Raw genomic sequence first — 13,549 nt, forward strand, 5'->3', positions numbered from 1 at the left:
TGGCCAAAACCGCCGGCGGGCCGGCGGTTTCGTATTCGAGCGGGGAGCCGCCTTACTTGATCTTCGGCAGCTGCTCCCACTGGTGGAACGGCGGCGGCGAAGGCAGCTGCCATTCGAGCGTGGTGGCGCCCTCACCCCATGGGTTGGCACCGGCGACCCGCTTCTTCTGGAAGGCTTCGAACACGCAGTAGAGGAAGATCGCCACGCCGACGGCCGAGATATAGGAGCCGATCGACGACACATAGTTCCAGCCGGCAAACGCGTCCGGATAGTCGATGGTGCGGCGCGGCATGCCGGCGAGGCCGAGGAAATGCTGCGGGAAGAAGATCAGGTTGACGCCGACGAAAGTGACCCAGAAGTGGGTGTTGGCGATGACGGGCGAGTACATGTAGCCGGTCATCTTCGGGAACCAGTAGTACCAGCCGGCGAAGATGGCGAACACCGCGCCCAGCGACAGCACGTAGTGGAAGTGGGCGATGACGAAATAGGTGTCATGCAGCGAGCGGTCGAGACCGGCATTGGCCAGCTGGACGCCGGTGACGCCACCGATGGTGAACAGGAAGATGAAGCCCAGCGCCCACAGCATCGGCGTCTTGAACGAGATCGACCCACCCCACATCGTCGCGATCCAGGAGAAGATCTTCACGCCCGTCGGCACCGCGATGACCATGGTGGCGAAGACGAAGTAGCGCTGCGTGTCGAGCGACAGGCCGGTCGTGTACATGTGGTGCGCCCACACGATGAAGCCGACGGCGCCGATCGCGACCATGGCGTAGGCCATGCCGAGATAGCCGAACACCGGCTTCTTCGAGAAGGTCGAAATGACGTGGCTGATGATGCCGAAGCCCGGCAGGATCAGGATGTAGACTTCCGGGTGACCGAAGAACCAGAACAGGTGCTGGAACAGGATCGGGTCGCCGCCACCATCGGGAGCGAAGAAGGTGGTGCCAAAATTGCGGTCGGTGAGCAGCATGGTGATGCCGCCGGCCAGAACCGGCAGGGACAAGAGCAGCAGGAAGGCGGTGACCAGCACCGACCAGGCAAACAGCGGCATCTTGTGCAGCGTCATGCCAGGCGCGCGCATGTTGAAGATGGTGGTGATGAAGTTGATGGCGCCGAGGATCGACGAGGCACCGGCGATATGGATCGACAGGATCGCCAGATCCATGGCCGGTCCGGGCTGACCCGAGGTCGACAGCGGCGGATAAAGCGTCCAGCCACCACCGACGCCGTAAGCGCCCGGCGCGCTCGGCATGAACATCGAGGTGAGCAGCAGGATGAAGGCCGGCGGCAGCAGCCAGAAGGAGATGTTGTTCATGCGCGGGAACGCCATGTCGGGAGCACCGATCATGATCGGCACCATCCAGTTGGCGAAGCCGCCGATCAGCGCCGGCATGACCATGAAGAAGATCATGATCAGCGCATGCGCGGTGGCGAAGGCATTGTACATGCTCTTGCCGCCGTCGATCGCGGCGTCACCGTTCATGCCATAGACCATCTGCGCCAGACCGCTGAAGATCTGGATGCCAGGCTCCTGCAGTTCCATGCGGATGGCAACCGACAGCGCGCCGCCGATGATGCCGGCCATGATCGCGAAGATCAGGTAGAGCGTACCGATATCCTTGTGGTTGGTCGAATAAACCCAGCGCACCCAACCGTGATAAGGTTTGTGGTCGTGCCCATCGTGAGCTGCAGCGTCTGCCATGTTCCGCTCCGTTCCCTAAATCTTGCTAACCCGCGGCATCAGTTGCCGGCGGCCGCTACCTTGTTCTGGCCATCAACCTCAGCCATCAGCGTCTTGTTGGCGCCGGGCAGATTGGTCTTGGCTGCCGCCAGCCAGGTCTTGAACTGCGCGTCGGTGACGACACGGATGGCGATCGGCATGAAGGCATGGTCCTTGCCGCAGAGCTGCGAGCACTGGCCGTAATAAAGGCCTTCCTTCTCCGCCTTGAACCAGGTCTCGTTGGTGCGCCCCGGAACGGCGTCGATCTTGATGCCGAACGACGGCATGGCAAAGGAGTGGATCACATCGGTCGCGGTGACGAGCACGCGGGTCATCGTGTTGACCGGCACCACCAACTCGTTGTCGACGGCGAGCAGCCGCGGATAGACCTTGCGATCCTCCTTGCCGGCGGCGGCACGGTCGCCCTCCTGGAGGATGGCGGAGTTGAAGGAGAGCGTGTTGTCGGTCTGGTATTCGTAGTCCCAGTTCCATTGGTTGCCGGTCGCCTTGACGGTCAGCTTGGCTTCTTCCGGCGGCGTGTACTGCGCGGTCAGGAGCTGGAACGAAGGAATGGCGATCAGCAACAGCACGATGACGGGTCCGACCGTCCAGATCACCTCGATCAGCGTGTTGTGGCTGACCTTGGATGGGACCGGATTGGCGCTCGCCCGGAATCTGAAGATGCAATAGGCAAGAAGGAACAGCACCAACAGGGTGATCGGAACGACGAACCACATCGTGTAGTTTCCGAACCACTCGATCTGCCGCATCATGTCGGTCGCCGGCGCCTGGAAACTCGTCTCCCAGTTCACGGGCTGATCGGCATGGGCGGATGTGCCGGCGAAAAACGCGGTGGCAACCCCAGCACTGGCTAGAAACTTGGCGTCTGCTAGGAAATTTCTCATCGCCCTCTTCGTCTCCCAGTTCCTCGCGGCTGTGCCAACGAGAATAACGAACAATGCCGGGACGGGAATCCCGACAGTCTCAAGGTGGTTCAAACCATACTCTTTTTCCCTCCGCAAGAAAGGAGCGGAGGAAACTGTGCGGCATTTTTGCGCGCAAGCTGGCATGGCCCTTCCGGGGCAGCGGCCACGGCGACGAATCGCGTATGTCCGGCGGGTTGCCCGCCTCATGCTGGCGGGGTGTGCGAAGCGTCGTAATTCAGGCGAATTTGGCAGGGAAAAGCGCTGTATTGCCTGTTTCGGGATAGTTCGGCCGCGGTCTCGTCCTTTACTTGGCATTGGCGCGGCTTAAAGTGCCGTGATTCGCAATGGAGCCGTCATGAACTCTTGGCTTTCGGGACTGAGGCATACGAGACAGGAGCTTTCGAGAGCACTGGCGAAGGCCGTGTTTCTCGCTATCTTGTCCGCGGCCGGTCTGTTCGTCACCGGTCAGGCCAATGCCGCCCAGCCGAGCGGCACGGTGCGCTCGACGCATGGCGCGTGGTCGATCATCTGCGACACGCCGGCCGGTGCAACCTCCGAACAATGCGTGATGATGCAGAACGTCGTCGCCGAGGATCGTCCGGAGATGGGGCTGTCGGTCGTCGTGCTGCGCACCGCCGACAACAAGGCCGAGATCCTGCGCGTGCTGGCGCCGCTCGGCGTGCTTTTGCCGAACGGCCTCGGCCTCAATGTCGACGGCAAGGACATCGGACGCGCCTATTTCGTGCGCTGCTTCCAGGACGGCTGCTACGCGGAAGTCATTCTCGAAAAGCCGCTGCTCGACACGTTGAAGACCGGCACGTCGGCGACGTTCATCGTCTTCCAGACGCCTGAAGAAGGCATCGGCATCCCTGTCGACCTCAAGGGTTTTGCCGACGGCTTCGCCGCCCTGCCCTGACAGCGGGACGCTTGCCAAAAAACCGGCCCTGACGCAGAATTCCCATGGGATGCGGGTTTTTGGCGGGGGGATCATCATGCGCTCGTTTTCAATGCTTTTATCCGCCGGTCTGATTTCGACCGGCGCGGTTTCCGTTGCGTGGGCTGAAGATAGCGAAATCATCACAGCGCCTGATCCGGCTACGATTCTCGACATTGCCAAGGGCTACGGTTCGGCCAAGCTGGACAAGGACGACGGTGGCGACCCCATGGTCTCCGGCCGGCTCGAAGGCATGAAGTACTTGATCTACTTCTATGGCTGCGAAAACCACGAGAAGTGCAAATCCATCCAGTTTTCCTCGGGCTACACAGACGCCTTCACGGCCGAGCAAGCCAACGAGTGGAACAAGAAGTATCGCTGGGTGAAGGCGTTTTCCGGCGACGGTTCCAACTTCAAGATGGATATCAGCTTCATCGGCGGCATCACCAAGGCCAATCTCGAGGAACAGTTCTCGAACTGGGATTCGATGACCACCAACATCAAGGATTTCATCAACCAAAAGTGACGCCGGCGGCCTGTCGGCGATCGCATTTGCCCGCACAGCGCGTCGGGGGCGATTGTCTCGGCGCGGCTTCACGCCTACATCGTGGGAAACCAGCTCTCTTCCCACGAATGGATGCGCCATGAACAGCCTGATCGGCCAATTCGACATTTCAGACGATCGCATCAAGCAGATCGTTGCCGACACCATCAACGGCGCCGACGACGGCGAACTGTTTCTCGAATACAGCGAGAGCGAGGCGCTGATGTTCGACAATGGCCGGCTGAAGACCGCCAATTTCAACACCGACCAGGGCTTTGGCCTGCGTGCCGTCGCCGGCGAAGCCAGCGGCTATGCCCATTCCAGCGACCTGTCCGAGACCTCGCTGCTGCGCGCGGCCGCTGCCGTCTCGACCGTCAAGGGCGGCTATTCCGGCACGCTTGCCGCCGCACCCGCCCGCACCAACCGCCATCTCTACGGCGAGGAGAATCCGATCCCCTCGCCCTCTTTCGAGGCCAAGGCAAAGCTGCTGCAGGAAATCGACGCATGGCTGCGCGCCGAGGATCCGCGCGTGCGCCAGGTGACGGCCTCGCTCGCCGCGTCCTGGCAGCATGTCGAGATCGTGCGCGCCGACGGCCAGGTGGTGCGCGATATCCGGCCGCTGGTCCGCATCAACGTCTCGGTCGTGGTCGGCGATGGCGACCGCCAGGAAAGCGGCTCCTATGGCATGGGCGGACGCAAGGCGTTTGGCGAATTCCTGATCGAGGACAGCTGGAAGCACGCGGCCAAGGAGGCGCTCAGGCAGGCGCTGGTCAATCTCGAGGCGATCCCTGCCCCGGCGGGCACCTTCGACATCGTGCTGTCCAGCGGCTGGCCGGGCGTCATGCTGCACGAAGCCGTAGGGCACGGGCTGGAAGGCGACTTCAATCGCAAGAAAACTTCGGCCTTCGCCGGCCTCCTGGGCCAGCAGGTCGCCGCCAAGGGCGTCACCGTCGTCGACGACGGCACCATCCCCGAGCGGCGCGGCTCGCTCACCGTCGACGATGAAGGCACGCCTTCGGCCCGCAACGTGCTGATCGAGGACGGCAAACTGGTCGGCTACATGCAGGACCGGCAGAACGCCCGGCTGATGGGCATGAAAGCCACTGGCAACGGCCGGCGTGAAGGCTATGCGCACCAGCCGATGCCGCGCATGACCAACACCTACATGACGTCAGGCGACATGGAGCCGGACGAGATCATCGCTTCGGTCAAGAACGGCATCTACGCCGTCTCCTTCGGCGGCGGCCAGGTCGACATCACTTCGGGCAAATTCGTGTTCGGCTGCACCGAGGCCTACATGATCGAGAACGGCAAGGTGACGCAGCCGATCAAGGGTGCGATGCTGATCGGCAACGGGCCGGATGCCATGCACCGCGTCTCGATGGTCGGCAACGACATGAAGCTCGACAACGGCATCGGCATGTGCGGCAAGGCCGGACAGGGCGTGCCGGTCGGCGTCGGCCAGCCGCATCTCAGGATGAACCAGATGACGGTCGGCGGCACGCGGGTTTGAGGCTGCAAATCCGACAGGCTTGAATAGCTTTCGCGACAAGACTATCTTACCTTCGTCTTACATGAAGGCGCGACACGATGGCTGCAAAAGAAAGACTCATAACGACCGTCTCCACCAAGGGACAGGTGATCCTGCCCAGCGCGATCCGGAAACGGAAGGATTGGGGCTCGGGCACGCGCCTGCAGGTCGAAGACACTCCGGATGGAGTGCTTTTGAAATTGGCGCCGGCCTTTGCCCCGACGCGGCCAGACGATGTCTTTGGCGTCCTGCCGCATAGTGGCAAGCCGAAGACGCTGGAGGAAATGGACGCAGCCGTCCTTGCTGAAGCACGGCGACGCGATGCTCGCAATTGATACCAACATTGTCGTCAGGTATTTGACGAACGACGATCCGGAGCAGTCCCCGCGAGCCCGGCGGTTGATCGATGGTCAACCCGTCTTTGTCGCTGTCACGGTAATCCTGGAGACTGAGTGGGTGCTCCGCAGTGCCTATGGTTATAGCCAGGCGGTGGTCGCCAGCGCATTGCGGGTGTTCGGCGGGTTGCCGACGGTTGAGTTGGAAGATGCCGCGGTTGTCTCCTCTGCGCTCGACCTGTCGGACTCGGGAATGGATTTCGCAGATGCGCTGCGTCTGGGGAAATCAGCTCATTGCGCCGGCTTGGCGACCTTTGACCGTAATTTCCTCAAAGCTGCGAGGGCGGCCGGATATGAGAGCGTGCAGGAAGCATAATTTGGAGGCGCGCGGCTGGCGCTCCGACAGTCGAGCTTGGTCTGAATGTGCCGGCTGATCCTTGCTTTTCTAACTTGAATCCCCGCCACACCTTGAAGTGAACACAATCCACGTTAGGAAATTAGTAACTGTTTAACTGCCTGGGCTGCCTTTTGCGCACGAACGCAGTACCAGCTTCCTCGTTGCGGTGGTGGTTTCGGCAATGCGGCATTCCTCCGTCCTGACTTCGTCTATCCTGCTTGGCTTCGTTTCGTTGATAGGTGCGACATCGCTGCAAGTCACCCCGGCGGCGGCACAGTCGACCTTGTTCAAGCGAATATCGACGCAACCATCCAGGGATGGGTCACTCTCTGCCGCGGTGGGCGGCTCCACCAGCGTCCCCTACGGTTGGGTCGATTTCTGCCATCGCCGACCAAAAGAGTGCAAGGTGCCCGCTCTGCCGGCCACCAACGTCAAGCTGACCGCGCAGAACCTGCGCACCCTCAAACGAATAAATCAGAAGGCCAACAGCGCCATCAAACCCGTCAGCAATTTCGATCACTGGGGCACGATGGCGGACCACTGGGATTACCCGGTTGACGGCAAGGGCGACTGCAAGATTTACGCACTCTACAAGCGTAAGCTTCTTCAGGAGGCTGGATTCCCCCGGCAGGCGCTGCTGATGACCGTGGTCCACGACCTTGACATGAAGGCCACACCATCCTGACGGTGAAAACCGACAAGGGCGATCTCGTCCTCGACAATCTGGTCAACGAAATCAGGCCCTGGAACGCGACTGGCTACTACTTCCTGAAACGCCAGTCGCAGCAGAACCCGAATATCTGGGTGTCGATCAACCGGCGGGGTGGCACGCCGAAGACCCTCACGAATGTTGCCAAGCTCGTAGACTGAAGGGCCTGACAGGGCCGCGGCGGCCCAGGCACTGCAGCGGTGGGGGGGCGAGTACCCAACCATCAAGATGGCGAATGCCACCTGCCTACCTTCCGCCCTGGCGCAGCTCACATGGGAGCGGCTTCAAACGCAACCAGGTTCATATTTTCCGAAATTGCCGCCAGCCTCCCCGGCAGGGCAGGCTGGCAGCGGACCTCCGCCGCGACGGCGGTTGATCAGGTGGGTTTGCCGCCGTTCTTCTTGCAGTCGGCCCGGAATTTCGCGCGCGCCTTGCCGTGCAGCTTCTTGGCATCGGCAAGGGCTGAGCATTGCTTCGAAATAGCGGTCTTCTCCGGCGTCATGGCGGTCGCCGGCGCCTTCTTCATGGGGGCGGCCGTGGTGGCGGCCGGCGCAGTGGTCGTCGTGGCTGCTGTCGTCGCTGCCGCGGCGGCTCCCGTCGCAATGAAACCGGCCAAGGCGATAGACGTCAGAACGCTTGCAATCCTCATTATGGTTACTCCCTTGAGGCCCCCCGGCACTGACTGGGTATCAGCGAGCCGGGGCGCCGCGCAATCTCAGCTGTGGCCAACCACGCAGTTGTGATCTGATCGCGGGTTGCCGCAGCGGCCCGGCCATGTTTTGCCCCTAGCCAGGCAAAGCGTCTCACCTCACACAACGCGACCGGCGATGCGTTTCAAGCCTTACGCATGTCGCGACCGAAGTCGGGCCACCTCCGGGCGACATGTGCTATTTCTTGCAAGCGGGCTCATTGGGGTGCCCGCAAGACGGCTTCTTGACGGCTGGCGGCTGCGGCGGCTTTGGCTGTGCCTGCGGCTGCGGCTGCCGGTGCACCTGCTGGATCTGCTGCTTCGGCTGGGCGTGGAACTCCGGCCTCTGCGGCTTGGGCTGACCCAGCACCTTCAACTGCTGATTGCCATTGTTGACCTTGAATTTCTGCTGAACGTTGCCACCACCGTTTCCGTTGGCGGGTAGCTTGTGGAATTTGGGACCGTTGCCATTGCCCTGGGGCCCATTGCCTTGCCCGTTGGCCTGGCCGTTCGTCTGGCCAACGCCCTGATTGCGAAGCCTCTTGAACTTGCCATTGGGCGGATTCTGGCCGGAATTCTGGCCATTGAGCGCCGAAGGGTTCGCTCCATTCGCCACAGGCTTGCCGTTGGCACCCGGGACCTTGCGGAACTTCTTGCCGGTACCGGTCTGGCGCTGCCCATTGGCCCCGTTTTGCCCATTCACCACCGGGTTGCCGGTCACGGCGTTTCCACCTGCCGTGCCCTGCTTGTTCAAGAGCTTCTTGGACTTGTTGTTGGGTAGGATCGGGTTGTTGGGCAGGTTCTGTCCATTCAGCACCGGGTTCCCGGTCACGGCGTTTCCACCTGCCGTGCCCTGCTTGTTCAAGAGCTTCTTGGACTTGTTGTTGGGCAGGTTCGGGTTGTTGGGCAGGTTCTGTCCATTCAGCACCGGCTTGCCATTGACGAGCGGCAGCGTCTTGCCGTCGGCGCCGGGCAAGGCATGACCTGTCAGCTTGTCGGCAGGCAAGGTCTTCGACAGCGGCGTGGCACCTCCGGGCTGCTGGCCACCCTGCCCCGGCTTCAGCGGCAGGCCGCCCGGGTTTTGCTTGGACAGCACGGCTTCTTTCTTCTGCAGAAGAGCTGGCAGCGCCACCTTGGTCGCCAGTGCGGCCGCACCTAGGCCCACGGCGCCGGCGGTCAGTTTCTGGCCCGTGGTGAGGCCACCGCCCTGGTTGTTGTTCTCGTTGATCGTCGTGTTGTTGATGATCGTGGTGTTGTGGATGTTATTGAAGATGACATTGTCCGGCGGTGGGAAGACGTCATGTGGCGGGTTCACCCAGGCCGGCACGGGCACAAAGACGGGTGTCGGCAGAAGGAAGATTCCGACTGGCGGCGGCGGTGGCGGCAGTTCGATGAAGTCGCGCGGCCGCGGCGGCAGGAAGATCACCGCGATCGGTGGCGGCGGATCGAAATCGAAGTCGGGGTCGTCGAAATAGAGTACGGGACGGTCGACGTAGACGATTTCCTCCTCCGGCGGCGGCGGCACGTCATAGGCGTAGACGGTGAAATCCTCCGGGGGCTCCAGGGCCGCCTCGAAATGCTCGAGCCGGCGGCGGGCATCCCAGGCATGCGGGCCATGCGGGTAGCGCCGGAGATATGACCAGTAGGCTTCCGGCGTGTCCCGTAGCCAGGTTTCGCGCCAAGTGATCGCCTCGCGCCGCGCCGCGATGATGGCGCGCACGCGCTTGGCCATCGGATCGTGCGGATAGGCCCCGACGAAATCCTCATAACCGCGCAGCGTGTCGCGATCGAGCGCCGCTACATAAGCGTCGTGGGCATCGAAGTCGCGGATTTCCCTGGTCCGGTTGGCCTGGGATTCGGCCTCCGAAACCTTCGGCGCGGGCGCATCCGGGGCACGATCGAAGAACACGAAGGGCGCGCTGATCTTCGAGGCGTTCCAAGGCACTTCGGCCCCTTGCGTCACTTCGTTGACGCGCAGGCGCGTGCGGTCGAACACATCGTCGAGCGACAGGCCCCCGTCGCGCATCATCTCGGCCAGCGCCTGGGCATAGGCGCCGTACGGGCCCTTGCCTTCCGGCGCGACGGTTCCCGGCGCGGCGTTGAAGGCGATCAGCATGTTCGGGTCGGGATCGACCAGCGCGAGACCGCCGGCCAGCGGCTGGTTCGTTTGCGGGAATGCATTCGGTCGCGCCGCGTCGAGCACGACGATGTTGACCTTCGTCGGCAGTCCAGCCAGCGACTTGGTGACGTCGGAGAGCCGCATCGCCTGGAGCGGGACGTCGGCAGGATTGGCGATCTGGGCATCGACCGGCAGGAAGTAGTTCTCGCCTTCGAACTGCACACCTTGGCCGGCGAGATAGACGAAGACGACCGCGTCGGGTCCGGCGGCCGAGACCTTGCCGAGGAAGTCGCGCAGCGCGCCGCGCAGCGACTCCTGATCCACATCACGGGCGCCGACCACATCGAAACCGGCAGCCTGCAAGGTCTGCGCGATCAGTCCGGCGTCGTTGGCGGGTGTCACCATCGCGCCGGACGGATAGGCAGCGTTGCCGATAACGAAAGCGAGGCGTTTTTGCTGTTGCGCGAGCGCGCCCGTCGCCGAGGCGGCGACGACAAGCAAGAGGACGAATAAACCGAGGAATTTCTGGAGCATCCGCATTTCAGGCCACCATGGGTAAAGAGCCGACGCTGTCGAGGCCCTTCCCCTCCTCCAGCGATCTGGACTAGATGGGCGCAAAGAGGCGGCTTTGCGGCGCGATCTCGGCAGGTTGGGATCGAGTATAGCCTACCTGCCGATTTCAAGAAAAAGTGATCGCTGTCCGCGCGGCAGTCGAACCGATCCGCCTACCGGCGCTTCTTGGGCTTTTCCAGCAGGGCGACCGCCTCGACATGCGGCGACCACAGGAACTGGTCGATCGGCGTCACGCTTTTCAGTTGATAGCCGCCATCGATGAGGATGCGCAGGTCGCGCGCCAGCGTCACCGGATTGCAGGACACCGCGGCAACCAAGGGAACATCCGAGCGGGCGATCTGCTTTGACTGGTCCTCGGCGCCGGCGCGCGGCGGGTCGAAGACAAGGCCGTCAAAGGCGTTCAGCTCCTTGAACGTCAGCGGCCGGCGAAACAGGTCGCGGCGTTCGCCCGTCACTCGCTTCAGGCCGGTCGCGAACCGCGCCCCCCGGTCGAGTGCCGAGAGGGCGGCCGCATCGCCTTCCACCGCATGGACTTCCGACTTCGCGGCCAACCGTAAGGCAAAGCTGCCGCAACCGGCGAAAAGATCGGCGACCTTCTTGGCGCGTTTCAGATGGCCCCCGACGATCTCGGCCATGGTCTGTTCGGCGGCCTCGGTCGCCTGCAGGAAGGCACCCGGCGGCACGGCGACAGCGACACTGCCGAACATCACAACAGGCTTCCTCGGCTCGATGACGATCTCGTCATCGATGGACAGTCTGGCAAATCCTTGCGCAAGGACAAAATTGGAGGCGATGCGGCGCTGGTGTTCGCCGAGCTTGCCGGATTCATGCACCGCGACGTCGAGGCCGGAACCCGTCACGGTGACCGCCATCCGGAACGACTTGGTGGTGGCGCATATCAAGTCGGCGAGCGCCCGCAACCGGTCGAGTGCCGCGACGATCTCGGGCAGCGAGATCGGGCATTCGGATATGGAAATGATTTCCGGCGACAGATGGCGGTTGAAGCCGAGCAGCATGCCCTTATCGCTGCGCCGGGCGGCGAGCACAACACGGCGGCGCGTGTGCGGCGCGCAGGCGACCAGCGGATCGATGTCGCAATCGAAGCCCTTCAGGGCGTGCACCACCTTGTCGCGTTTCCACTGGCGATAGGCTTCGGCCTCGAAATGCTGGAGGGCGCAGCCGCCGCATTCGGTAAAATGGCGGCAGGCAGGTTCGATGCGCAGCGGCGAGGCTTCCAGCACCGCCATCAACGCGGCGCGGTCCCTTTCGCGCGCGGCGGTGACGGTCTCGCCCGGCAGCGTGAAAGGGATGAACAGATCGCCGCTTTCAGTCTCGGCAATGCCATCGCCCTGGGCGCCCAGCTTTTTGATGGTGAAGCGCGTACTCATCGATCCTTAATCCCACCGAGCAGGAATTCGCGGTTGCCGTCGCCACCTTCGATCGGCGACAGATGCAGGCCGAGCGAGCGCCACCCGGGAACCGCATCCAACCAATCCTGCAGCAGGCCGGCGACGCGGGCGGCATCGAAGGGGTCTTTCAGCAGGCCGCCCTTGCCGATCGCCTCGCGACCCGCCTCGAATTGCGGCTTGACCAGAAAGACCGCGGCGGCACCAGGCTTGGCAATGGCAAGCGCCGGCGGCAACGCCAGTTTCAGGGAGATGAAGCTGACGTCGGAAACGATGAAATCCGGAACACGGCCGGCAAGATCCTCGGCAGCGAGATCGCGGGCGTTCAAGCCTTCGATGACCGTCACGCGCGGGTCCTTGCCGACATCGGGATGCATCTGGCCGTGTCCGACATCGATTGCCGTGACATGGGAGGCACCGCGTTCGAGCAGCACCTGGGTGAACCCACCGGTCGAGGCGCCGATGTCGAGCGCTTCGCGGCCGGCTGGGTCGAGGCTAAAATGGTCGAGCCCGCCGATCAACTTCAGCGCCGCGCGCGAGACATAGCCCTGTGCCGGATCGTCTATGGTAACAAGGCATTGCGGCGAAACGTTCTGACCGGGCTTGCGGGCCATGACACCGTCAACCGTCACCGTGCCACGCTCGACCGCGTCACGGGCACGCGAGCGGCTGGCAAACAGGCCGCGCTGGACGAGCAGGTCGTCGAGCCGCTGGCGTGTGCTGGCTGGCAGAGGCGAGTTCATCGGCCTTCATGGCGAAAGCCGGCAGCGAAGGCAAGGACATTGGGCGCAACCAGAAAAAAGCGGCTAACGCATCGAGCCGCGTAGCGGCTTGCGTGCACCGTATCAGGTCCGGCAAAATGGTATCAAGCAGAGCCCTCTGTCGTCGAAACCCCGGGGGAGAAGAAATGCTGACGGGAACCTGCCACTGTGGCGCAACCCACTGGACCCTGGAGGGCGATCCTGGGCCGATCACAGCCTGCAACTGCACGCTTTGCCGGCGCTATGGCACGCTCTGGGCCTATGATTATGTCGACGAACGCATCCGTGTCGCGGGACCGGTGAGCAGTTATACGCGCGCCGGGAAGGACACGCCTTCGCTCGAAATCCTGTTCTGCCCGACCTGCGCCTGCGTGCTGGCCTGGCGCGGCTTGCGTGCAGGCGCCTCCGGTCGAACACGCATCGCCGTCAATGTACGGCTGGCGCCGCCCGAGGCCGTCGCCGATCTGCCGATCGACCATTTTGACGGTCTCGACACTTACGACGACCTGCCGCGCGATGGCCGCTGCGTCCGTGATATGTGGTTTTAGAAAATGGTGCGGGACACCTGGCGCTCGACGGCAGGAGACAGACCGTCGTGCCGATCGCCTGAAGCTTGCTCCCGTGAAGGCTCAGCCGCAACCGCGGACGCAGGGACGGGATCGGGCAGGACGACGAGCTGCGGCACCTGCTTGTAGGAAAAGCCGCCCCTGATGTCGCCCATCTTGCTGGCGACGATGCCCACCGCCGCTTTTTCGAGATTGCGGTCGTAAGGCGTTTCGGCGGCGGATGCTGCGATGGTGGCTGAAAGCGCCACGCCACACAGAAGCGTTCTCATTGTTATTGTCTCCCTGCCTGATCACCATCTAGCAGGGCGCCGTTGAAAAACGGCCAAGAGACACGGTA

At 62.8% G+C, this 13,549-nt stretch carries 15 protein-coding genes; 8 read left to right on the plus strand and 7 right to left on the minus strand.

Features of this window, described 5'->3' with window-relative positions; genetic code table 11:
- Nucleotides 1-52 precede the first annotated feature (52 nt).
- Both ctaD and coxB read right to left on the minus strand, forming a co-directional pair.
- Nucleotides 53-1,705, minus strand: a complete 1,653-nt coding sequence (gene ctaD / locus AC0V7N_RS30185) for a cytochrome c oxidase subunit I (protein WP_475451835.1) — start codon at nucleotides 1,703-1,705, stop codon at nucleotides 53-55.
- Between the two features lie 38 nt (nucleotides 1,706-1,743).
- Nucleotides 1,744-2,628: a cytochrome c oxidase subunit II gene (gene coxB, locus AC0V7N_RS30190; protein ID WP_475451836.1), complete on the minus strand. Its 885-nt coding sequence runs from the start codon at nucleotides 2,626-2,628 to the stop codon at nucleotides 1,744-1,746.
- Nucleotides 2,629-3,004: 376 nt separating this feature from the next.
- Between coxB and AC0V7N_RS30195 the strand changes: the two genes are divergently transcribed.
- From AC0V7N_RS30195 to AC0V7N_RS30225, 7 genes are all read left to right on the plus strand, one after another.
- Nucleotides 3,005-3,565 (plus strand): invasion associated locus B family protein, encoded by a 561-nt coding sequence (locus tag AC0V7N_RS30195; protein WP_475451837.1) that lies wholly within the window; start codon nucleotides 3,005-3,007, stop codon nucleotides 3,563-3,565.
- 76 nt (nucleotides 3,566-3,641) lie between these two features.
- Entirely contained in the window at nucleotides 3,642-4,109 is a 468-nt protein-coding gene (locus AC0V7N_RS30200) for a YbjN domain-containing protein (RefSeq protein ID WP_475451838.1), read from the plus strand.
- A 118-nt stretch (nucleotides 4,110-4,227) separates the two neighbouring features.
- Nucleotides 4,228-5,640 (plus strand): metalloprotease TldD, encoded by a 1,413-nt coding sequence (gene tldD / locus AC0V7N_RS30205; protein WP_475451840.1) that lies wholly within the window; start codon nucleotides 4,228-4,230, stop codon nucleotides 5,638-5,640.
- Nucleotides 5,641-5,717: 77 nt separating this feature from the next.
- Entirely contained in the window at nucleotides 5,718-5,993 is a 276-nt protein-coding gene (locus tag AC0V7N_RS30210) for an AbrB/MazE/SpoVT family DNA-binding domain-containing protein (RefSeq protein WP_475451841.1), read from the plus strand.
- Nucleotides 5,980-6,369: a type II toxin-antitoxin system VapC family toxin gene (locus tag AC0V7N_RS30215; protein ID WP_475460555.1), complete on the plus strand. Its 390-nt coding sequence runs from the start codon at nucleotides 5,980-5,982 to the stop codon at nucleotides 6,367-6,369. Before AC0V7N_RS30210 ends, AC0V7N_RS30215 begins: the two co-directional genes overlap by 14 nt.
- A gap of 202 nt (nucleotides 6,370-6,571) precedes the next feature.
- A complete protein-coding gene (locus AC0V7N_RS30220) occupies nucleotides 6,572-7,075 on the plus strand; it encodes a transglutaminase-like cysteine peptidase (protein ID WP_496627467.1) in 504 nt (167 codons plus the stop codon).
- Between the two features lie 2 nt (nucleotides 7,076-7,077).
- On the plus strand, nucleotides 7,078-7,260 hold the full coding sequence (locus tag AC0V7N_RS30225) for a transglutaminase-like cysteine peptidase (RefSeq protein WP_496627469.1): 183 nt from the start codon (nucleotides 7,078-7,080) through the stop codon (nucleotides 7,258-7,260).
- A 215-nt stretch (nucleotides 7,261-7,475) separates the two neighbouring features.
- Here AC0V7N_RS30225 and AC0V7N_RS30230 read toward each other — a convergent pair whose 3' ends face one another.
- The 4 genes from AC0V7N_RS30230 to AC0V7N_RS30245 form a co-directional block, all read right to left on the minus strand.
- Nucleotides 7,476-7,748, minus strand: a complete 273-nt coding sequence (locus tag AC0V7N_RS30230) for a PsiF family protein (protein WP_475451845.1) — start codon at nucleotides 7,746-7,748, stop codon at nucleotides 7,476-7,478.
- A 238-nt stretch (nucleotides 7,749-7,986) separates the two neighbouring features.
- Complete coding sequence (locus AC0V7N_RS30235; protein WP_496627470.1) at nucleotides 7,987-10,446, minus strand: caspase family protein; 2,460 nt, start codon at nucleotides 10,444-10,446, stop codon at nucleotides 7,987-7,989.
- A 185-nt stretch (nucleotides 10,447-10,631) separates the two neighbouring features.
- Entirely contained in the window at nucleotides 10,632-11,867 is a 1,236-nt protein-coding gene (locus tag AC0V7N_RS30240; RefSeq protein WP_496627471.1) for a class I SAM-dependent RNA methyltransferase, read from the minus strand.
- Complete coding sequence (locus AC0V7N_RS30245; protein WP_496627472.1) at nucleotides 11,864-12,628, minus strand: SAM-dependent methyltransferase; 765 nt, start codon at nucleotides 12,626-12,628, stop codon at nucleotides 11,864-11,866. The genes AC0V7N_RS30240 and AC0V7N_RS30245 overlap by 4 nt, the downstream gene beginning before the upstream one ends.
- 164 nt (nucleotides 12,629-12,792) lie before the next feature.
- On the opposite strand from AC0V7N_RS30245, the gene AC0V7N_RS30250 reads away from it, so the two are divergent.
- Entirely contained in the window at nucleotides 12,793-13,194 is a 402-nt protein-coding gene (locus AC0V7N_RS30250; RefSeq protein ID WP_475451846.1) for a GFA family protein, read from the plus strand.
- On the opposite strand, the gene AC0V7N_RS30255 is transcribed toward AC0V7N_RS30250, so the two are convergent.
- Nucleotides 13,191-13,481, minus strand: a complete 291-nt coding sequence (locus AC0V7N_RS30255) for a hypothetical protein (protein WP_475451847.1) — start codon at nucleotides 13,479-13,481, stop codon at nucleotides 13,191-13,193. The genes AC0V7N_RS30250 and AC0V7N_RS30255 overlap by 4 nt on opposite strands.
- Between the last annotated feature and the right edge of the window lie 68 nt (nucleotides 13,482-13,549).

This window comes from Mesorhizobium kamtschaticum (genome assembly GCF_056174585.1).